Raw genomic sequence first — 19,765 nt, 5'->3', positions numbered from 1 at the left:
CGTGGGAGGTGTGCCGGGCCGCCGGAAGGCTACGTGCGGTCCCTGTCGGGAAACTCCACCCGGAGATCGAGAGTGCCGTGTCCCAGGGTTCCCTCGCCGCTCACGCCCGACAGTTCGCCGGTGCCGGACCCGGGGACGATGCCAGCCCACGTCACTGGTTCCTGATCGAGAATCTGCGTCGCCCGGTGTTCGAGGACGAACGTCCCCGTGCGGCCGGCCATGGTGCCGGTGACGCGCTCCTGCGCCACGTAGGCGGCGCCCCCGGGGCCCTGCGTGGTGGCCATGTGGCCCGCCGCCGTGCCGGTCACGTCTCCCTCGGTGTAGGTCTTGCTCAGTTCCACCCGACCCGTGCTGGGGCCGCCCTCCACCGGTTCGTCAGGGGTGGCGTCCCAGACGTCGACGGTGAACGTGGCCTGGATCCGTGTGAGTGTCATGCGCGCAGTATCGGGCGCGACGCCTCCCGGGGATGTTCCGGATTGAGCATGCCCCGGCTGCTGCGGCCGCTAGCGTGACCTGGCGTCACGCCGTGTGCGGCGCAGCGTGCACTGTGCTCGTCGGCCGTCGGGCCCGGCGGTAATCTGAAGGAGGCAGGCAGAGTGAGCACCGGAGTGGAAGCCGAGAAGCACCAGGGAGAAGCAGTTCCCTATCCCTTCGCCGGGGGACGGGGGCTCGAACTTTCCGGGGAGTACGCCAAGCTCTTGCAGGACGGGGAACCGATCCGGGTTCAGTTGCCGTACGGCGACCCGGCGTGGCTGGTCACACGCTACGTCGACGCGCGTCTCGTGCTGACCGACCGGCGCTTCTCGCGCGCCGAGGTGACACGCCGGGACGAGCCCCGCATGACGCCGCGTGCCATTCCGGAAAGCATTCTCACCATGGACCCGCCCGATCACACTCGGGTACGCACGCTGGTGTCGAAAGCTTTCACCGCCCGGCGCATCGAGGGAAAACGGGCCTGGATCGGAGAGTTGGCCGCGAAGCTCGTGGCCGACATGAGGGCGGCGGGAGCCCCGGCCGAACTGGTCGGCTCGTACGCGTTGGCCATGCCCATCACCGTCATCTGCGAGTTCCTCGGGGTGCCGGAGGAAGACCGTGCCCAATTGCGCAGCTGGTGCGATGCGGCACTCTCCACAAACGAGCTCACTGACGAGGAGTGCGGTCAGAGCTTCGCGGACATGCAGGACTACTTCGAGCGCTTGATCCTCGAGCGTCGCGCGGCACCGGGCGACGACCTGATGAGCGCCCTGATCGAGGCGCGGGACGCGCACGACCGGCTCACGGAACCGGAACTCCTCGGCCTGTGCATCTCGATCCTTATCGGTGGTTTCGAGACGACGGCCAGCCAGATTCCGAACTTCGTCCACGTACTGCTGGAACGGCCAGAACTGTGGAATCGGCTGTGCACGGACCCGGAGCTCGTTCCCACGGCGGTGGAGGAGCTCCTCCGTTTCGTGCCCTTCACCGCGAACGGCGTCTCCCCCCGTTACCCGCTGGAGGACGTGCGGGTGGGGAACGTCCTGGTGCGTGCGGGAGAGCCGGTCGTCGTGGACACCAGCGCCGCCAATCGGGACGGTCAGACCTTCGACGAACCCGAGGAGGTCCGGCTGGACCGACCCGACAATCGGCACATGGCCTTCGGCCACGGGCCGCACCACTGCCTCGGCGCCCACCTGGCGAGGGTCGAACTGCAGGAGGCCCTCAAAGCACTCGTGCAGGGCATGCCGGGCCTGCGCGTCCACGGCGAGATCGAGTGGAAACCGGACACCACGGTACGGGGGCCGCGCACACTCCATATCAGCTGGTGAAGATTCGGTTGCACCTTCCGAGCCCGGTGGCTTGAACTGAGCCCTGCCCGACGTACGCGGAAGGACAGGCTGTCCCCGGAGTATACGATGACGGTCCGTCACATCAGCTGGCGCACAGTCACGGCCAGTCGATCGTCCCGCACGAGAGGACCACCGCAGGATGACCACCCGAGCAACCGGCACGTACACCACGAAGTCGTGGAACGAGAACCCGTACCACCAGCAGGAGGGTTCAGCCTCCCTGACACGCGCCAGCGTGGAGAACACCTTCAGCGGTGACCTTGAGGGCGAGGGCGTCCTGGAGTACCTCCTCGCCTACGGAGAGGGCGGCTCGGCCACGTACGTGGGCCTCCAGCGCTTCGAGGGCTCCATCGGCGACAGGAAAGGCACCTTCGTGGCGCGTATCGAAGGTGTCTTCACCAGTGCCGCCGACGAGAGGTGGACCCTCGTCGAGGGGACCGGAACCGGCGACTTCGCCGGCATCTCGGGCACCGGATCCGTCAAGTCCCTGGATGAGAAGACGGCCGAGTACACGGTCGAATACCGCCTCTGACGGCGGGACGTGTCACTGGGCCGGGGCCGCGACGTGCGCCCCGGCCCCTGCACGCTCACCCCTGCGGGGCACCGGCTGCGTTCCCCCCGCGATGCGCTGTAGTGAGCATCCCGCCCGCATCCCCGTCCTTACTGTGGGGTGCGTCCGAGCCCGCCGGACCGGCGGGTGCGCACAGGAGACCAGGAGAGTCATGACCGTCCGGCCCACCGACGAGCCCTCGGCAACCGACAAGAGAGCCACCGCGGAGCCGGGCTCCGTCCTCACGCGGCTCATTCTGCTCACGCTGCTGATGGCCGAGCTGCTCATCCAGGTCGACCAGACCATCGTCAACGTCGCGTTGCCGTTCATCAAGCGTGACCTGGGCTTCAGCGAACCGGGCCTGCCGTGGGTGGTCAACGCCTACGCCCTCCTCTACGGAGGGTTGCTCCTCATCGGAGGCCGGATCGGTGACGTGTTCGGACGCCGCCGGGTCCTCATCATCGGCATCACCGTGTTCACCGTGGCTTCCGCCGTCTGCGGCTTCGCAACCGATCCGGCGACGATGGTCGTCGGGCGAGCGGTCCAGGGAGTCGGGGGTGCCCTGACCGCGCCGGTCGTGCTGTCCCTCATCATCACTTCCTTCCCCGAGGGGCCCAAGCGACAGAAGGCTCTGGCGCTGTGGGGCAGCGCCGCAGCTGCGGGGGCACTCTTCGGCCTCCTCCTCGGCGGTCTGCTGACGTCCGGCCCTGGTTGGCCGTTCAGCTTCTTCCTCTCCATCCCGATCGGGCTCGCCATCGTCGTGCTCTCGCTCACCACCCTCACCGACAGCCGTGCCGAGGAGCGGCCGTCGCTCGACGTGGTGGGGGCGGTGACGATCACTGCGGCACTTCTGCTGACCGTCTTCGTGTTCCTGGACACCGACAACCCCTGGAGCGCCCCGCAGCGCGGGGGTCTGCTCGTGGTTGTGGCGGGGCTCCTGGTCCTGTTCTTCGCGGTGGAGCGGCGACAGGAACACCCGGTCGTCCCCCTGCACCTCCTCCGCCGACGGAATACGGGCGGTGCCCTGGGCATCATGATGATGTGGGGGGCCACGCAGATGAGCTACTTCTACTTCGTCACGCTGTACCTGCAGGGTCAACTGGGGTTCTCCGCGCTCAGGACGGGCATCGCCTACCTTCCTCTGATCGCCATCCTGATGGTCTCCGCGCAGGTATGCACGAAGACGGTCGACCGGGTGGGACTCAGGCGCATGCTGGTGCTTGGCCTCAGCTTCCTCGGGGTGGGCATGGCGTGGCTCGGTGTCGCGGCACCCTCCGTCTCCTACCTGGGCGCGGTGCTCGGCCCCACCATCCTCTCCGGCATCGGCCTCGGCCTGACCATGATGCCCGCCGGCTCCCTCGCCACCGCCGGCATCGCACCCACCGACGCTGGTGCCGTCTCGGGCCTGTTCAACACCGCGATGCTCGTAGGAGGCTCGCTCGGGCTCGCGGTGCTGACCACCGTCACGCAGGCGACCGGTGGCCTGGGCGACACGTACAGCTTCCGCGTCGGATTCCTGTCCTGTACCGCCATCATGGCCGCAGCCCTGGCGGTCGCCCTTCTGGTCATTCGCGTACCGTCCGAGCCCGAGGCCGCCTGAGAACCCGTCACCGGCCCCGGCGCCTCGGGAAAGTGCTTCACTTCCGTCCACCGCGTTCGCAACGCATGTCAGCCCCGGCTGCAGCCGAGCCCCGGAACGTCGCTCGGACGCCGTCGGTCCATCCCCTCGCCGACAACGTACGGAGATCTCATGGCCGACGCACTCCTCGACATGCCCGACGACTGGAGCCGCGCGCTCGCCATCGTTGCCCATCCCGACGACATCGAGTTCGGGGCCGGCCCTGCCATCGCCCGGTGGACCGCGCAGGGCCGGGAAGTGGTCTACCTCCTGGTGACCCGCGGCGAAGCCGGTATATCCGACCTCGCGCCGGAGCAGTGTGGACCGGCGCGCGAAGCGGAACAACGCAAGGCCGCGGCGGAACTCGGCGTGCGCGACGTCGACTTCCTCGAAGGGCACGCCGACGGCTCCATCGTCTACGGGCCGGACCTGCGCAGGGACCTGGCCCGCGCCGTACGCAGGTGGCGTCCCGACCTCATCCTCACCTTCAACCACCACGACACCTGGGCCTCCGGCGCCTGGAACACCCCCGATCACCGTGCCGTCGGCCGGGCCGCCCTGGACGCGGTGGCCGACGCCGCCAACCCGTGGATCTTCCCCAGGCTCGCCGAGGAGGGTCTCGAACCGTGGCGTGCCCGCCGCGTGGCAGTCGCCGGCTCCCCCCGCGCAACACACGCTGTGGCCGTCGATGCGGACGCCGCGGAACGCGCTGTCCGCTCCCTCGCCGCCCATCGCCGCTACCTCCTGGCTCTGAGCGAGGATCCGCCGGAGGATCGGGCACGCTTCATTCTCGACCACCTCCTGGCCGCCACCGCGCCCCGGTTCGGGGACCGCAAAGGCGTCGCCTTCGAGCTTGTGGGGTGACACGGATGACGAAGCGGACCACCATCTCCTACCTCACCGACCAACTTCACGCGCACGCGGCGCTGCACCCCGACCGTGTGGCTCTCGTCATCGACGGACGACCGGACCTGCTGTACGGCGCCTGGGACCGTCGTTCGGAGGCGGTGGCGCGGGGCCTGCAGGCGGCGGGCGTGCGTCGCGGTGACCGCGTCGGCATCCACTTCGGCGGCATGGACTGGGCCGATTACGCCGTTGCGTACCTCGGCGCGCTCAAGGCCGGTGCGGCGGTCGTGCACTTGTCCGTGCGCCTGCCCGCCGCAGAGACGGAACGCCGGGTACGGCAGAGCCGCATGGTCGGCATCGTGCATGGGCGGACACTCCCGCCCGACGACCTGTCTGTCCGGTGGACGCGGTCTTTGGACGAGCTGTCGATGGCCGACGGCCCGCCGGTCGCGCTCGCACACAGCCCGCATGACGACGCGGAGGTCGTCTACTCCTCGGGAACCACGGGGATGGCGCGGGGAGTGGTTGTCTCCCACGAGAACCTGGCGACCGCCGGGGGCCCGCCTTCGGTCATGGCCCACGACGAACCGACGCCGATGGTGGCCTCGGTGAAGCTCGGCATCACCGCGAGCGCGACCACGGTCTCGATGGTCCTCAACGCCACCCCGACGACCCTCGTCCTTGCACCTCCCGGTGACGCCGACCGGCTGGGCGCGCTGATCGAGGAGCATGCCGCGAGCACGATCATGATGACTCCGCACCTCGCGGTGCAACTCGTCCGAGACGGAGTGCTGGAGCGCTACGATGTCTCATCGGTCAGAACGGTGGCTACGGCGTCTGCCTTTCTGCACCCACCGCTTGCTCAGGCATTGCTGAAAGCCATGCCGAACGCCTCCGTGATCGGCGCCTATTCGGCGAGCCAGGCCAAACCCGCGGTCACCATCGGCACCTTCGACCCGTCTCGCCCGATGTCCGTCGGTCGCCCGGCACCCGGCACGCACGTACTGATCACCGACGAGCAGGGTGAGGCCCTGCCGCAGGGGCAGGTGGGGCGCATATGGCTGCGTGCCGAAGGCGCGCCGGCCCGCGTCCGCCTGGACTCCGGACCCGAGGAGCAGGGGACACCCCCGGGCGGATGGTGCGACACCGGCGACCTCGGGCACCTTGACGAGGAGGGCGAGCTGCATCTCTTCGACCGTGAGTCGGACGCCGTTCGCACCCCGAGGGGGATCGTCTCCACGCTCCGGGTCGAATCCGCCCTGCTCGCTCACGACTCCGTCGGCGACGTCGCCGTCGTGGGAACAGCGGAGGGCGCCGTGGTCGCAGCGGTCGTTCCTGCTGAGGGAGCCCCTCACGACGCCGGCATGACGTCGGCGCTTCTGGCCCACGCCCGTGGTGCACTCGCCTTCCACGAGGCACCCTCTCAGGTCCTTCTCGTGGACGAACTGCCGCGCAACGACCTCGGGAAGGTGATCAAACGCTCCATTCGCGGCTGGTTCTCCGCTTCCTGACCCCCGGTGCCCCTTCCGTCTTCGACGCCACCTCGTCCGCTCGCCCGCCTCGTCCGCAACGGATACCGCCGAACCGACTGGAGCCTTGTCATGAGCACAGAAGCCGAGATCGAGCTGCACCCTCTCTTCGCCGAAATGGTTCGCTGCACGGCGGAGCGTGACCTGGACGGACTCATGAAGCTGTACCACCCTGACGCCGAGTGGATCCGGTTCACCGGCACCGTGCGGGGAGAGGACGAGATCCGGAAACTCCTGGCCCGCTACTGGGAACTCGACCTGCAGCACGTGGAGATGAACGAGTTCATCCAGACCGATGACACGGTCATGATGCGCGGCACCATGACCGTCCGCGGTGAGGTGGTCGTCACGTTCGGCGTGTACGTGCTCCGCGACGGTCTGATCTGGCGTCAGTGCGGCGCGGATGAGGGCGGATCCCGGGACTGGTGGGCATCCTGAGGCCTGCGGGTCGCTGAGCGAACCCGTACCGACAGGTGGGTCGGCGCCTTCCTCCCGCTCCGGCCCGACGTGCCCGGTGAAAGATCAACGGGCGGCCTCTCGATGCGAAAGGCCGCCCTCGCTCTTCGCCTCCGCCGTCCCGGCAGCGGATGTGAATCCACGCTCCTCGATCCTCAGTACAGGGAGCGGGGTGTCTTCGCCGGTCAGAGCCCGCGTCTCTCACCGGACGACATGCCGGCCACTCCGGGGCCGGGTCGGCGGTCACGGATCGACACCGGTCGGGCTATAACAGCGGTGCACCCCACGTACGTCCTCCGAAGCGATCCGGGACACCTCCGGAGGAAGGAAGCTCTTGCCTACCCAGTCGCCGTTGCCGCATGCACCTGAACCGCCCCGGGTAGGTCGGAGGCTCTAGGTGTGTTGTTCGGTGAGGTTGGTGACGCTGGGGCCGGTACGAAGGGGCGGGTTCTTCAGCGGCAGGATGAGAACCGCCAAGTCACTCGTCCGCCGTCCCAAAGGACCCGCCCGGTGTCCCACCGTAATGTCCAGCTGCCCGAGACCGGACGTCTGCGCTTGGCCCGCTGTGTGGTCGAGGACGGCTGGTCCTGTTCTGCGGAGCGTCCGTTCAGCGGCGCATCCCTCGGACACCGTTTCTTTCCCGGCCGTGCGCGGCGCCGGTAGGCCCGCGGGAAGCGGCCGAGCCCGTGCACCACGTCCGGGGCGCAACCCCGCGTGCGTCAACTCCCGCTGCGTCAGGTCTAATTGATGTTGACAGCTCTGACGCACGCCCAGACGACCGCCGGTCGTCCGCACGCCCCCACGGAGGACACGCATGACCACCCCGTCGCAGCCTCGGGCCGCAGAGACCGAGGAACCGCTGCGGTCTCTCAGTACCGCCGCCGCGCGGAAGCTCGCGACCACCACCAAGTCCGCCCCGCAGATGCAGGGCATCACCTCGCGCTGGCTTCTCAAGGTCCTCCCGTGGGTGCAGACCGAGGGCGGTGTCTACCGTGTCAACCGGCGGCTGACCTACGCGGTCGGGGACGGCCGCATCGACTTCGATCAGACCGGCGCGACCGTCCGTGTGATTCCCCCGGAGCTGGGGGAGCTGGGCATCTTCCGCGGATTCGAGGACGGAGAGGCCCTCTCGGCGCTGGCCGACGCCTTCACACAGCACGACTTCGAGGCCGGTGAGGTGCTGGCTCGCGAGGGTGAGGACGTCCAGTACGTGCGCCTGATCGCCCACGGCAGGGTCCGCCGTACGCGATCGAGCAGGTACGGCGAGGACTTCGTGCTGGAAACGGTGGCTGAGGGCGACCGGTTCGGTGAACAGGCGCTCCTCGGGGAGCCCGCCACCTGGGACGCCACCGCGACCGCGCTGACGTCCGGCACTCTTCTTCAGCTGCGGCGTGACGACTTCGAGCGCCTGCTGGAACGCGTTCCGTCACTCCGCGAGCACGTCGGCGCGTTCCGCGCCCTGTCCTCGCAGGAACAGAACAGGCAGGGGGAGGCCGAGATCGCGCTGGCCTCCGGTCACGTGGGGGAACCCACCCTGCCCGGCACCTTCGTCGACTACGAGCTCAAACCGCGTGAGTACGAGCTGTCGGTCGCGCAGACGGTGCTGCGGGTCCACACTCGCGTCGCCGACCTGTACAACAAGCCGATGAACCAGACCGAGGAGCAGCTGCGGCTCGCGGTGGAGGCGCTGCGCGAGCGTCAGGAGCACGAGCTCGTCAACAACCGTGAGTTCGGTCTGCTGCACAACGCGGAGTACAAGCAGCGCATCCGTACCCACTCGGGGCCGCCCACTCCGGACGACCTGGACGAGTTGCTGTCCCGTCGCCGCAACACCCGTGTGATGCTGGCGCACCCGAAGGCCATCGCCGCGATCGGCCGTGAGCTGAACCACCGCGGGCTGTACCCGGGGAACGCCGAGCTCAACGGCGAATCCGTCCCGGCGTGGCGCGGCGTGCCGATCCTTCCGTGCAACAAGATCCCGGTGACCCCGCAGGGCACGTCCTCGGTGATCGCGATGCGGCTGGGGGAGGACAACCAGGGTGTCATCGGTCTGCACCAGACCGGTATCCCGGACGAGATCGAGCCCGGTCTCAACGCCCGCTTCATGGGCATCGACGACAAGGCCGTCATCTCCTACCTGGTGTCCACCTACTACTCGGCCGCGGTACTGGTACCGGACGCGCTCGGCATCCTCGAGGACGTCGAGGTCCACCACCGCCGCGACTGACCGGAGGAGGACGGAGAGATGGCCAGGCCCTTCGAGCTGCCCACGTTCTACGAGCCGTACCCGGCCCGCCGCAGCCCCCACCTGGAGACGGTCCGCACCCATGCGCGGGCCTGGGCGAGGAGCATGGGCATGCTCGAGGGCTCGGGCATCTGGGACACCGACGCGTTCGATGCGCACGACTACGCCCTGCTGTGCGCCTACACCCATCCGGACACCTCCGCCGAGCGGCTGGCGACCGTCACCGACTGGTACGTGTGGGTGTTCTTCTTCGACGACCACTTCCTGGAGAGGTACAAGTACACCCGCGACACCGTCGCCGCGCAGGAGCACCTGCAGCGGCTGCGGGCGTGCATGCCGGTCGACTCCGTCGCCCCGATGCCGGAGCCGCGCGACCCGGTGGAGAGGGGGCTCGCGGATCTGTGGCGGCGCACCGTGCCCGTCATGACGGACGACTGGCGGGAGCGGTTCACCGAAGCCACCCTCGCCCTGCTGGACGAGTCGATGTGGGAGCTGTCCAACATCGAGAGCGGCCGGGTCTCCAACCCGCTGGAGTACATCGAGATGCGCCGCAAGGTCGGTGGCGCCCCCTGGTCGGCCGGTCTCGTGGAGTACGCGGCGCACGCCGAAGTGCCCGCCCGGGTGGCTTCCTCCCGACCGCTGCTGGTCCTGCGCGACACCTTCTCCGACGCCGTCCACCTGCGGAACGACCTGTTCTCCTACCAGCGAGAGGTCGAGGAGGAGGGCGAACTGTCCAACGGCGTGCTCGTCTTCGAGACCTTCCTCGAGTGCACCACCCAGGAGGCTGCCGACAAGGTCAACGACCTGCTCACCGCCCGTCTCCACCAGTTCGAGCACACGGCGCTCACCGAGGTTCCGCCGCTGTGCGCCGAGCACGGGCTCACGCCCGACGAGCAGTCGAGGATCGCCGCCTACACCAAGGGGCTGCAGGACTGGCAGTCCGGCGGCCACGAATGGCACCGTCGTTCCAGCCGCTACATGCGGGAGTCCGGCCCCGGCCCGGAGGACGGGTCCCGCCTTCCCGCCGGCCCCACGGGCCTCGGCACCAGTGCGGCCCGCCTCGCGGGTTCGTACGTGCACACCATGCCGCAGCGGCGGCGCGGCTACACGCATGTCCAGCAGCCCGCGGCGGGTCTGCCGGAGCCGGAACCGCGCATGCCTTTCGCGGCGAGGCGTTCCCCGCACCTGCACGCCTCCCGGGAGCGACTCGTCGCCTGGTGCCATGAGTTCGGGGTCACCGCGGAAGGCGTGTGGGACGAGAGGAAACTGCGTGCGGCCGACCTGCCGCTGTGCGCGGCAGGCATCCACCCGGACGCAACCCCGGAGGGACTCGACCTGACCTCGGGCTGGCTGGCGTGGGGCACCTACGGAGACGACTACTACCCGCTCATCTTCGGGCGCACCGGCAACCTGGCAGCGGCCAGGCGCTACACCGACGGGCTGTCGGATTTCATGCCGGTCGATGCGGGGACGCCTCCCCGGCGGGCGGACACGGCGTTGGAGCGGGCTCTGTACGACCTGTGGGTGCGCACGACCGCGCCTATGACGCGGGAGGCCCGGATCACCTTCCGGCGAACCATCGTCGACATGACGGACGCGTGGGTGTGGGAGCTGGTCAACGCGGTGCAGCGCAGGGTGCCCGAGCCCGTGGACTACATCGAGATGCGCCGCAAGACCTTCGGCGCCGACCTCACGATGAGCCTGTCGCGCATCGGGCACGGCGGCGTGATTCCCGGTGAGGTGTACCGTTCCCGTCCCGTGCAGGCGCTGGAGCACTCGGCGGCGGACTGGGCCGGCTTGCTCAACGACGTGTTCTCCTTCCGCAAGGAGATCGAGTTCGAGGGCGAGATCCACAACGCGGTACTGGTCGTGCAGCGGTTCCTGGACTGCACACAGACGCAGGCCCGTCGGATCGTCGATGATCTGATCGACGGAAGAATGCGGGAGTTCGAGCACGTCTGCAACGTGCAGCTTCCCGTCCTGTGCGACGACCTGGAACTGCCTCAGGAGACCCGTGCCGCCCTGAACCTGTACGCCCTCGAGCTGCAGAACTGGATGTCCGGCATCCTCGTCTGGCACCGGGGCTGTGATCGCTATGACGAGGAGGAGCTTCTGCGGGACATGGGCGGCCTGGGTACCGCGGTGACGCGCGCGCGTGTGGGTGCCCTCGGCGTCTGAGAGGGTCCTGCTCCCCGGCGCACCCCCGCCCCTCAGGCCGGTGGTTTCACATCCCCCGCCGTGTCTTCGAGGCGGCGGGGTCGGCGCTCCGTCGTGCTCCCCCTCCGCTGTCGTGCTCACCGGCCGGCAGCGCGGTCAGCGCGCCCGCCGGGTCGCGCGCAGGACGACGTCGTCCACGTGGTGGGTGCTGGCCGCGCCGGGGGGCCGTGGCCGGGTCTCCTGGATCTCGACCTCCCAGGTGTCCGGGTCGGCGGTGAGCGCGGCGGCGACCTCGTCGACCCCGACGAAGGCCTCCGGGTCGTACATCCGGGTCTGGGTGGCCACGTCCACCGGGTCGCGCAGGGGAGTGAGGTCGTGGTGCACGACCAGGAACGTGCCACCCGGGGCCACGGCGGCGAGCAGGCTGCGCAGTCCGCGCTGGTCGGGGGTGCGCTTGAACGAGCCGTACTGCAGGGAGACCAGGTCGAACGCCTCGGCGCCGAAGGGCACGGGATCGTTGGCGTCGCTGCGCAGGAGGTCGACGGCGAGTCCGCGCCGATCCGCCTCGGCGCGCACCCGGGCGAGCGCGTTGCCGGAGATGTCGGTGGCGGTCACCTTCCAGCCGCGCTCGGCCAGCCAGAGGGCGTCGGCGCCCTCGCCGGTTCCGACGTCGAGCGCCCGGCCCGGGGGCAGGCTGGCGACCTCGTGGACGAGCGTGCCGTTGGGGTTGCCGCTCCAGGCCCGGTCCGGGCCCCCGTAGCGGTGGTCCCAGTCGGCCTCCTCGCCCGAACGCCGGACGGCGTCGTGCAGATCCTCTTCGGCGAGGCTGAAGGCGATCATGGCGCCGACCTGGCTGCCCTGGGCGGCCGACGGCAGCACCTGCAGGCTCGGGTCGGTGACGTTGCCAGCCGCGTAGATCCCCGGTACGGCGGTCTCGCCGCGCTGGTCCACCGTGAGGACGTCGCCGGCGCCGGTCGGGTGCGGGGTGGCGGTGAGCCCGGTCCCGGCCAGCATGTCGACACGTGCCCGGAACCGCGGGCCGACCACGACGGCGTCGGCATCGAGGACGCGACCGTCGCCGAGTTCGACTCCGGACACCTCGCCCTCCGGCCCGGTGCGGACCCGGCCGACCTCGCCGTGTTCGACGGCGACGCCGGAGGCGGCGAGCGCGGCGACGGCCTCCTCGTCGAGTCCGGCCGGATCGTGCAGTACGACGGTCAGCCGGTCGGTCAGGTGCCGGAACAGCGGGGTCGGGTGGAGGCCGAGAGCGTGGGTGACGATCTGCACCAGGCGCCGGTCACGCACTTCGAAGCCGTGGCAGAACGGGCAGTGGATCACGCCCCGTCCCCATCCCTCGGCGACGCCGTCCAGAGCGGGGAGTTCGTCGAACAGGCCGGTCGCGGCGAGGACGCGGCGGGCCGTCAGTGCATGCCCGCCGGTGAGGTCGAGCCGGAACCGGCCGTCGTCGAGACGGTGCACCCCCACGACCCGGCCGGAGAGCACCTCCCCGCCGTACGCGCGTACCTCGGCGCGCCCGGTCTCCCTCAGCTCGTCGGGCGCGACGCCCTCGTGCCCCAGGTACCCGTGCATGTGCGCGGCCGGGGCGTTGCGCGGGGTGCCGTCGTCGACCACGACGACGCTGCGTCGCTGGCGGGAGATCTGCAGGGCGGCGGCGAGACCGGCGGCCGAGCCGCCGATGACGGCGACGTCGCAGTGACGCTCCTGGGCGGGGTGCCGGGTGTGGCTGTCGTGACCGGTGTTGTCGGGGTGCCCGGCGTGCTGGGAGTGGGCCGAGGTGCGGGTCTCCGCGGGGTGGTCGCTCATGGGTCCGACGGTACGACGCCCGGCGGTCTCCGCAAAGCGCCTTGCGGAATCAGCAAGAGGGCGGGAGGATGGGAGCATGCACGGAGTCGCCGACATCGAGGCCCTGGCGCGGTCGCGCCTGCGCAGCATGCGCACCACCCTGGGGTACTCCCTCGACGAACTGGCCGAGCGCACCCACCTCAGCCCGTCGACCATCAGCCGCGTCGAGACGGGCAAGCGCACGCTGAGCCTCGACGTGCTGGTGCCGCTGGCCAACGCCCTCCAGGTGAGTCTCGACGCGCTCTTCGAGGCGCCCACCGACGACGACGTCGTCATCCGCCCGGTCGCCCACAGCAGCGGCACGCGGACGACGTGGCCGCTGAGTCGTCCGGACGGGCGCACGGTCGCGATCAAGATGCGCCTCGAACCGTCCGACGCGCCGCCGAGTCAACGGGTGCACCCGGGCCACGACTGGTTCCTCGTGCTCGACGGCCGTGCGCGCCTGTGGCTGGGCGAGCGGCAGATCGACGTCGACACGGGGGAGGCGGCGGAGTTCGCGACGATGGTCCCGCACGCGATCACGGCCCTGGACGCTCCGGCCGAGTTGATCATGGTCTTCGACCGTGAGGGGCAGCGCGCCCACGTGCACCAGTGAGGCGGCTCGGGCTGGATTCCGACGGGGGCGGAAGCCGTCGAGCCGCCCGAGGGTGCACCGCAGGCCAGCCTCAGGGGATGTCGGGGGTGGTGAAGCCTCGGAAGGTGACCGGCCTGCGTGAGGTGAAGCCGAGCCGTTCGTACAGGGAGATCGCTGCGGTGTTCGCCTCCGCCACGTGGAGGAAGGGCCGTTCGCCGCGCGCCACGATGCGTGCGGCGAGTGCGGTGATGAGGCGGGAGGCGTGGCCCTTCCCGCGTGCGTCGGGTGCGGTGCAGACGGCGCTGATCTCGGTCCACCCCGGAGGGCGCAGGCGCTCTCCGGCCATGGCCACCAGGACGCCGTCCGACCGGACGCCCAGGTAGGTGCCGAGTTCGTGGGTGCGCGGCCAGAAGGGCCCCGGCTCGGTCCGGGCGACGAGATCGAGCACGTCGGGCACGCTGTCCGCAGCCAGCTCGACGAGGTCGGTGCCGGGCGCGGATTCCGGGCGGCCGGGGCGGGCGTCGCCGTTCCAGATCATCTGACGGCCCTCCAGGGTGAAGACCGGCTGCCAGTCCGGCGGCGGGAGGGACGGGCAACTGAACATGTCGGCGAAGGCGCCGGGGCCGAGCAGGCGGGCGAGGTCGGCCCAGTCTTGAGCGTCCGGGTCGGTGGCCACGGCGGAGAAGGTGGCCACGTCCGGGAGGTAGGTGGCGGCGCCGCCGGCTCTTCGGGCGAAGGCGGCGTGCCGGCCGCCGAGCGACCGGCCCACGGGGTCGTCGAGGGCCGGGTCGTCGAGGACCGGGTGGCCGAGGACCGGCTCGTTGTCCTTCGTCATGGCGCAGTTCCTTTCCCGCGGGCAGCGCGGTCGGCCGGATGGTGGCCGGCCTCGTCGGGTCACCGCCCGCGGGGCCGTCCACGTCCTCGCGCGCGACGCGGATACGGACTCCGGTCCGGAGCGTGACGCGCGTCGGACGCCGTCGGTGCCGGGGGTCGCCACGGTGGAGGCAGCATGTCGGCCGTGGGCGCGAGCCGTGCGGGCGTTCGTCCAGTCTCCCCCGCCCCGGGTCGTCGGCAGGCGGCGGCCCCGTCCCCGTGCGGTGAACGGAGCGGAGGAAGCACTGGTTGGGACGCCGTCGCACGACCGGCGAGCCGGGTGTCTCCTCGGAGCCTCGCGCATCTGACGGGCCATAGACAAAAGCTGACGGGCCGACAAAAGGTCTATGTGATCTACGAGTTCATTGCAGCTATGCTGCCGAGGGCTCGGAGCGCTGACGCAGTGGATCTCCTCTGCCGCTCCCTGTCCTGTTGCCGTGTCGAGGGTGTGCGCCTCGGCTGACCGGTCTTCCCGTCGCTGTACGAAGAACACCGCCTGTTGCGCGCGTCGCTTCAATATTGTGAGGATGCTGATGGTTCGTGCTGGATCGTCCCCCGGAGTCCCGCGGTCCGTACCTGCGGCGGCGTGGTTCCTGCCCGCCGCCGTGACGGCGGCGGTGACGGTCGTCGCCGCCCTGATGGTGCAGCCCGTGGCGCGCGCGGCGGTCGTCTGGTGCGGTGCCGCGGCCACACTCGCCGTCGCCGCGCTCGCGGCGGAAGTGGCCCGTCGCGGCGCGACGGCCGCCGCCGAGCGGGCCCGGCACGCCGAACGGGAAGAGGCGCTGCGCAGCCGCCTGATCCAGCAGGAGGCGGCCACGACGGCACTGGCGCAGCAGCGTCTACCCGAGGCCGTCGAGCGCCTGCAGGAGGGCGAGTTCGCCGAGGACGTCCTGCTGTCCATGGAGTCCACCGGGGAAGGGCTCAGCGACGAGTTCCGGGCAGCTCACCGGGCGCTGCTGCACAGCGTCGTCCAGGCCGTGCAGGCCGAGGAGACGCTACGGGACTCCGCCCAGCGCGGTGTGGTCAACATCGCCCGCCGTGTGCAGGCCGTCATCCATCAGCAGGCCCGCGACCTGCGGGAGATGGAGGAACGGCACGGCAGCCGGCCCGACTTCTTCGCCGACCTGCTCAAGCTGGACCACGGCACCGCGCTCATCGGCCGCCTCGCCGACAGCATCGCCGTGCTGGGCGGGGCACGCCCCGGCAGGCAGTGGAGCAAGCCCGTGGCCCTCTACAGCGTGCTGCGCGGCGCGATGTCCCGCATCACCGACTACCAGCGCGTCGAGCTGCACTCCGTCGTCGACGTCGCGATCACCGGCCCGGCGGTGGAACCGCTCATCCACGCGCTCGCCGAACTGCTCGACAACGCGACCCGGTACTCGCCGCCCAAGGCGAGGGTGCATCTGACGGCGAGCGAGGTCCACGCGGGTGTCGCCGTCGAGATCGAGGACGGCGGCGTCGGCCTGAGCGAGGAGGCCAGGTCCCGCGCCGAGCAGATGCTCAAGGAGGCGCAGGCCGGGATCGACCTCAACGACCTTGGTGAGGCACCGCGCCTCGGGCTGGCCGTGGTCGGCCGCCTGGCCAGGGCCTACGACTTCCAGGTGTCGCTGCCGCCGTCCGCCTACGGCGGGGTGCGGGCCGTGCTCGTCGTGCCCAAGCAGCTGGTCACCACGGCGCCGGTCACGGTACGCGCCCACGGCATCGGTGCCGCTCCCGGCGCGGACTCGCGAGCGCACACCCCGGCGGACGCCGGATCGGGCGGCGGAGTCCGCCCCGGCGCCGGTCACGAGCCGCGGCGGGCGACCGCCGCCCCGGCACCGGCCCACGGTCTCCTGGAGAACGCCGAAGAGGCGGCTCCCGCGGAGGAGCCGGTGCGCAACGCGAACGGCCTGCCACAGCGGCGCCGTCGGCGGCAGGGTCCGAACGGCCCGGGTCGCTTCGGTCCCGCGCGCCCGGATCCTGCCGCTCCGCCGGTCGAGCAGGGAGAGGCCCCCGCACCGCAGCCCGGCATGTGGATGGCCGACCTCGCGAGCGGGTTGTCCGGCGAGGAGCGCACGACGCCGGCACCCCGCCACAGCAGTACAGACACGACGTCGGATGAGGGTGAGTGAGCGATGGATCGGCGGGTCGACATGGACTGGATGCTGAAGGACCTGGCGGAGAGCGTCCCGCAGACACGCCATGTGGTGGTGCTGTCCTCGGACGGCCTGTGCATGGCGCGGCACGCCACCGACCAGGACACCGCCGACCGAATCGCCGCCATCGGGTCGGGGCTGCAGAGCCTTTCGGTGGCGATCGCCGCGGAGTTCGAGCACAGCAGCGGCCGGATGCGGATGGTCGTCATCGAGGTCGACGGCGGCTTCATGTACCTGATGGCGGCCGGTGCGGGAGCGCATCTCGCCGTGCTGGCGGACGAAGGAGTCGACGCGGGTCTCGTGGGCCAGTGCATGCGCGACCTCGTGGCGCGTATCGGCGCCCACCTCACGAGCCCTCCGCGGCATGACGGGTCCTCCGTATGAGCGGAGGAGACGAGGAGTGGGAGGACGCGGAGACCCCCGAGCGGCTCTACGTCATCACCGGGGGCCGCACCGACTCGCCGGAGACGGCGGGTCTGGGGCTGGTCACGCTGATCGTCGCCCGCGTGCAGCCGAAGGTCGGGATGCAGCCCGAACACGCGGCCATCCTGCGGATGTGCGGTGCCCCGCTGTCCCTGGCGGAGATCTCCGCCTACCTGCGGCTGCCGGTCAGCGTGACCACCGTGCTGCTGACGGACCTGTTGGACGAAGAACTGGTGCAGACGCGCAACCCTGCATCCACGCTTCCGGACATCGCACTGATTGAGGCGGTAATCGATGGACTCAGCAAGCTCTGAGACGGTCACGGGGCCGCGGAGTGAGGACGCGCTGCCGTCGTCGACCAACGTGGCGGTCAAGCTCGTCGTGGTGGGCGGCTTCGGCGTCGGAAAGACGACGCTGGTCCGTTCGGTCAGCGAGATTCGTCCGCTGACGACCGAGGAGACGATGACGCAGGCCGGCGCCACGGTCGACGACAACACCGGCGTCGAACGGAAGACGGCCACCACCGTCGCGATGGATTTCGGCCGCATCAGCCTCAACCAGGAGATGGTCCTCTACCTCTTCGGCACGCCCGGACAGGAGCGGTTCTGGTTCCTGTGGAACGGCCTGTTCGACGGAGCACTAGGCGCCGTCGTCCTCGTCGACACGCGACGCCTCGAGGCCGGCTTCGACGTGATGGGCCGGCTGGAGGAGGCGTCGGTCCCGTTCATCGTGGCCGTCAACGCCTTCCCGGACGCCCCCACCTACGCCGTGGACGACCTGCGCGACGCGCTCGACCTGCCGCCGAGCGTACCGATCGTGGCGTGCGACGCCCGGCACCGCGATTCCAGCCGTGACGTCCTGATGACGCTGATGCACCACCTGCGTTCCCTGGCCACGACTTCGGAGGCGATGTGAACTCCCCGAACGAACCCACCGTCGGGCCGGGGCCGGCCGCGCCACCGCCCGGATGCCCCGCGCACGCCGCCGGGACGGACGGCCTGCGGCGTCTCTACGGGCCGGAGGCCGACGCCGACCCGATGGCGCTGTACGAGAAGCTGCGCGCGGAGCACGGGGCCGTGGCTCCCGTGCTGGTGCACGGGGACCTGCCGGCGTGGCTGGTGCTCGGTCACCGGGAGAACCTGGAGGTGGCGCGGACCTCGACGCTCTTCAGCCGCGACTCGCGCCGCTGGCGCGACATGGCGGAGGGCAACGTGCCGCCCGACCACCCCCTCACGCCGATGACCGCGTGGCAGCCGCTGTGCGTGTTCGCCGACGGCCCCGACCACGAGCGGCTGCGCCGCGCCGTCACCGACAGCCTGTCCCGGTTCGAAGCGCGCGGCATCCGTCGCTACGTCACCCGCTTCTCCCACCAGCTCATCGACGACTTCGCCGCCGTGGGACGGGCCGACCTGGTCGACCAGTTCGCCGCCCAGCTCCCGCTGCGCGTGGTCACGCAGCTGTTCGGCATGCCGGAGGATTACGGACCCCGGCTCGTCGACGCGGCGCGCGACATGCTCGGCGGCACGGAGACGGCGGTGGCCAGCAACGACTACCTCACCGAGACGCTCCAGCAGCTCGTCGAACGCAAACGCGTCACGCCCGGCCACGACGTGGCCTCCAAGCTCATCGAGCACCCGGCCCGGCTGAGCGACGACGAGGTGCGCGAGCACCTGCGCGTCGTGCTGGTTTCCGCCAACGAGCCGACGGTCAACCTGATCGCGGGCACCCTGCGGCTGGTGCTCACCGACCGTCGCTTTCGCGCGAACCTGGCCGGTGGCCACATGACGCTGCCGGACGCTCTGGAGCAGGTGTTGTGGGACGACCCGCCGATGACGACCAACCTCGGCCGCTGGGCCACCGGGGACGTCGAGCTGGCGGGCAAGCGGATCAAGGAGGGGGACCTGCTGATCCTCGGCCTGGCCGCGGGCAACGCCGACCCGGCCATCCGCCCGGACACCTCCACCGCCCTGCACGGGAACCGCTCCCACCTGGCCTTCAGCGGCGGTCCGCACGAGTGCCCCGGCCAGGACCTGGGCCGGGCCATCGCCGACACCGGGATCGACGTCCTGCTCAGCCGGCTGCCCGACCTGCGCCTGGCCGTACCGGAGGAGGAGCTGACCTGGAACGCCTCGCTGATGTCGCGTCCGCTGGCCGCCCTGCCCGTCCGCTTCACCCCCGGGCGGCTCCGGTCGGCGAAGGATTCGCCGGCCCCGGAGGAGACCGCGGGCGCCGAACTCCCGCCCCAGCGCAGCGTTCCCTCCCCTCCGGCCCCCGCGGACGTACCCAGCCGGACGGCGCCCGGGGTTTCCACGTCCCGCCGGCCCTTCCGCCGTCTCCGGTGGCGCCGTTAGGGACTGTTCGGCCTCGCCGGTTCCGGGGCCCCGGGCGCGCGACCGGGTGAGACGCGTGTCGTCCGTGCGCGTGCGGGGCCTGGGGCGGGTGCCGGGCCCGGGTTTCGGCAACCGCATATGATGGCGCAATATGCCCTCTTGACATGCCAGTTCGATATCCGGGGTCTTGAGTGCCCCGGGACGATGTGATCCACTTCTGGCCGTCTTCGACACACCGATGCAGCCACCGCGATACCCCCGCGGTGGCTGCATCGGTGTGTCGTGGACCTGGTCGCGGTGCAGGCGGCTCCCCGAGACCCCGTGGAGAGCGGCCGTCCGC

At 70.6% G+C, this 19,765-nt stretch carries 17 protein-coding genes; 14 read left to right on the top strand and 3 right to left on the bottom strand.

Annotation, left to right across the window (positions count from 1 at the left end; genetic code table 11):
- Positions 1-29: 29 nt before the first annotated feature.
- Complete coding sequence (locus E4198_RS04475) at positions 30-434, bottom strand: DUF3224 domain-containing protein (RefSeq protein ID WP_136182012.1); 405 nt, start codon at positions 432-434, stop codon at positions 30-32.
- Positions 435-596: 162 nt separating this feature from the next.
- Between E4198_RS04475 and E4198_RS04470 the strand changes: the two genes are divergently transcribed.
- The 8 genes from E4198_RS04470 to E4198_RS04435 all read left to right on the top strand — a co-directional run bounded on the left by E4198_RS04470 (position 597) and on the right by E4198_RS04435 (position 11,248).
- Positions 597-1,805 carry a cytochrome P450 gene (locus E4198_RS04470; RefSeq protein ID WP_247597553.1) on the top strand — a complete coding sequence of 403 codons (1,209 nt, stop codon included), beginning with the start codon at positions 597-599 and terminating at the stop codon, positions 1,803-1,805.
- Between the two features lie 160 nt (positions 1,806-1,965).
- Entirely contained in the window at positions 1,966-2,358 is a 393-nt protein-coding gene (locus tag E4198_RS04465; RefSeq protein ID WP_136182011.1) for a DUF3224 domain-containing protein, read from the top strand.
- A 190-nt stretch (positions 2,359-2,548) separates the two neighbouring features.
- Positions 2,549-3,976, top strand: coding sequence for an MFS transporter (locus tag E4198_RS04460; RefSeq protein WP_168711368.1), 1,428 nt, complete (start codon positions 2,549-2,551; stop codon positions 3,974-3,976).
- Between the two features lie 150 nt (positions 3,977-4,126).
- Positions 4,127-4,858 (top strand): PIG-L deacetylase family protein, encoded by a 732-nt coding sequence (locus tag E4198_RS04455; protein ID WP_247597552.1) that lies wholly within the window; start codon positions 4,127-4,129, stop codon positions 4,856-4,858.
- A 5-nt stretch (positions 4,859-4,863) separates the two neighbouring features.
- Positions 4,864-6,351: a class I adenylate-forming enzyme family protein gene (locus E4198_RS04450; protein ID WP_136182009.1), complete on the top strand. Its 1,488-nt coding sequence runs from the start codon at positions 4,864-4,866 to the stop codon at positions 6,349-6,351.
- Between the two features lie 90 nt (positions 6,352-6,441).
- Positions 6,442-6,807, top strand: a complete 366-nt coding sequence (locus E4198_RS04445; RefSeq protein ID WP_136182008.1) for a nuclear transport factor 2 family protein — start codon at positions 6,442-6,444, stop codon at positions 6,805-6,807.
- 832 nt (positions 6,808-7,639) lie between these two features.
- Complete coding sequence (locus tag E4198_RS04440) at positions 7,640-9,052, top strand: family 2B encapsulin nanocompartment shell protein (RefSeq protein ID WP_136182007.1); 1,413 nt, start codon at positions 7,640-7,642, stop codon at positions 9,050-9,052.
- A gap of 18 nt (positions 9,053-9,070) precedes the next feature.
- On the top strand, positions 9,071-11,248 hold the full coding sequence (locus E4198_RS04435) for a germacradienol/geosmin synthase (RefSeq protein ID WP_136182006.1): 2,178 nt from the start codon (positions 9,071-9,073) through the stop codon (positions 11,246-11,248).
- Between the two features lie 135 nt (positions 11,249-11,383).
- Here E4198_RS04435 and E4198_RS04430 read toward each other — a convergent pair whose 3' ends face one another.
- Positions 11,384-13,051: a bifunctional NAD(P)/FAD-dependent oxidoreductase/class I SAM-dependent methyltransferase gene (locus tag E4198_RS04430; RefSeq protein ID WP_136182005.1), complete on the bottom strand. Its 1,668-nt coding sequence runs from the start codon at positions 13,049-13,051 to the stop codon at positions 11,384-11,386.
- 76 nt (positions 13,052-13,127) lie between these two features.
- Between E4198_RS04430 and E4198_RS04425 the strand changes: the two genes are divergently transcribed.
- Positions 13,128-13,685, top strand: a complete 558-nt coding sequence (locus E4198_RS04425; protein WP_136182004.1) for a helix-turn-helix transcriptional regulator — start codon at positions 13,128-13,130, stop codon at positions 13,683-13,685.
- A 70-nt stretch (positions 13,686-13,755) separates the two neighbouring features.
- Here E4198_RS04425 and E4198_RS04420 read toward each other — a convergent pair whose 3' ends face one another.
- Positions 13,756-14,499, bottom strand: coding sequence for a GNAT family N-acetyltransferase (locus E4198_RS04420; protein WP_136182003.1), 744 nt, complete (start codon positions 14,497-14,499; stop codon positions 13,756-13,758).
- Between the two features lie 565 nt (positions 14,500-15,064).
- On the opposite strand from E4198_RS04420, the gene E4198_RS04415 reads away from it, so the two are divergent.
- The 5 genes from E4198_RS04415 to E4198_RS04395 are packed head-to-tail and all read left to right on the top strand — an operon-like array spanning position 15,065 to position 19,446.
- Complete coding sequence (locus tag E4198_RS04415; RefSeq protein ID WP_136182002.1) at positions 15,065-16,648, top strand: ATP-binding protein; 1,584 nt, start codon at positions 15,065-15,067, stop codon at positions 16,646-16,648.
- Between the two features lie 3 nt (positions 16,649-16,651).
- On the top strand, positions 16,652-17,056 hold the full coding sequence (locus tag E4198_RS04410; protein ID WP_199779575.1) for a roadblock/LC7 domain-containing protein: 405 nt from the start codon (positions 16,652-16,654) through the stop codon (positions 17,054-17,056).
- Complete coding sequence (locus tag E4198_RS04405; RefSeq protein ID WP_027763182.1) at positions 17,053-17,409, top strand: DUF742 domain-containing protein; 357 nt, start codon at positions 17,053-17,055, stop codon at positions 17,407-17,409. Before E4198_RS04410 ends, E4198_RS04405 begins: the two co-directional genes overlap by 4 nt.
- Positions 17,390-18,010: an ATP/GTP-binding protein gene (locus E4198_RS04400; RefSeq protein WP_136182001.1), complete on the top strand. Its 621-nt coding sequence runs from the start codon at positions 17,390-17,392 to the stop codon at positions 18,008-18,010. The genes E4198_RS04405 and E4198_RS04400 overlap by 20 nt, the downstream gene beginning before the upstream one ends.
- On the top strand, positions 18,007-19,446 hold the full coding sequence (locus E4198_RS04395; protein ID WP_136182000.1) for a cytochrome P450: 1,440 nt from the start codon (positions 18,007-18,009) through the stop codon (positions 19,444-19,446). Before E4198_RS04400 ends, E4198_RS04395 begins: the two co-directional genes overlap by 4 nt.
- The last annotated feature ends 319 nt before the right edge of the window (positions 19,447-19,765 follow it).

Origin of the sequence: Streptomyces sp. RKND-216 (assembly GCF_004795255.1) — a bacterium.
GTDB classification, from domain to species: domain Bacteria; phylum Actinomycetota; class Actinomycetes; order Streptomycetales; family Streptomycetaceae; genus Streptomyces; species Streptomyces hazeniae.
This window is presented reverse-complemented; position numbering and strand designations above follow the sequence as displayed.

Coding starts and splice junctions, on each gene's coding strand:
- E4198_RS04415 (WP_136182002.1), top strand. CDS start 15,065: ATGCTGATGGTTCGTGCTGGATCGTCCCCCGGAGTCCCGCGGTCCGTA.
- E4198_RS04435 (WP_136182006.1), top strand. CDS start 9,071: ATGGCCAGGCCCTTCGAGCTGCCCACGTTCTACGAGCCGTACCCGGCC.
- E4198_RS04440 (WP_136182007.1), top strand. CDS start 7,640: ATGACCACCCCGTCGCAGCCTCGGGCCGCAGAGACCGAGGAACCGCTG.
- E4198_RS04405 (WP_027763182.1), top strand. CDS start 17,053: ATGAGCGGAGGAGACGAGGAGTGGGAGGACGCGGAGACCCCCGAGCGG.
- E4198_RS04475 (WP_136182012.1), bottom strand. CDS start 434: ATGACACTCACACGGATCCAGGCCACGTTCACCGTCGACGTCTGGGAC.
- E4198_RS04425 (WP_136182004.1), top strand. CDS start 13,128: ATGCACGGAGTCGCCGACATCGAGGCCCTGGCGCGGTCGCGCCTGCGC.
- E4198_RS04400 (WP_136182001.1), top strand. CDS start 17,390: ATGGACTCAGCAAGCTCTGAGACGGTCACGGGGCCGCGGAGTGAGGAC.
- E4198_RS04420 (WP_136182003.1), bottom strand. CDS start 14,499: ATGACGAAGGACAACGAGCCGGTCCTCGGCCACCCGGTCCTCGACGAC.
- E4198_RS04465 (WP_136182011.1), top strand. CDS start 1,966: ATGACCACCCGAGCAACCGGCACGTACACCACGAAGTCGTGGAACGAG.
- E4198_RS04455 (WP_247597552.1), top strand. CDS start 4,127: ATGGCCGACGCACTCCTCGACATGCCCGACGACTGGAGCCGCGCGCTC.
- E4198_RS04410 (WP_199779575.1), top strand. CDS start 16,652: ATGGATCGGCGGGTCGACATGGACTGGATGCTGAAGGACCTGGCGGAG.
- E4198_RS04460 (WP_168711368.1), top strand. CDS start 2,549: ATGACCGTCCGGCCCACCGACGAGCCCTCGGCAACCGACAAGAGAGCC.
- E4198_RS04450 (WP_136182009.1), top strand. CDS start 4,864: ATGACGAAGCGGACCACCATCTCCTACCTCACCGACCAACTTCACGCG.
- E4198_RS04430 (WP_136182005.1), bottom strand. CDS start 13,051: ATGAGCGACCACCCCGCGGAGACCCGCACCTCGGCCCACTCCCAGCAC.
- E4198_RS04445 (WP_136182008.1), top strand. CDS start 6,442: ATGAGCACAGAAGCCGAGATCGAGCTGCACCCTCTCTTCGCCGAAATG.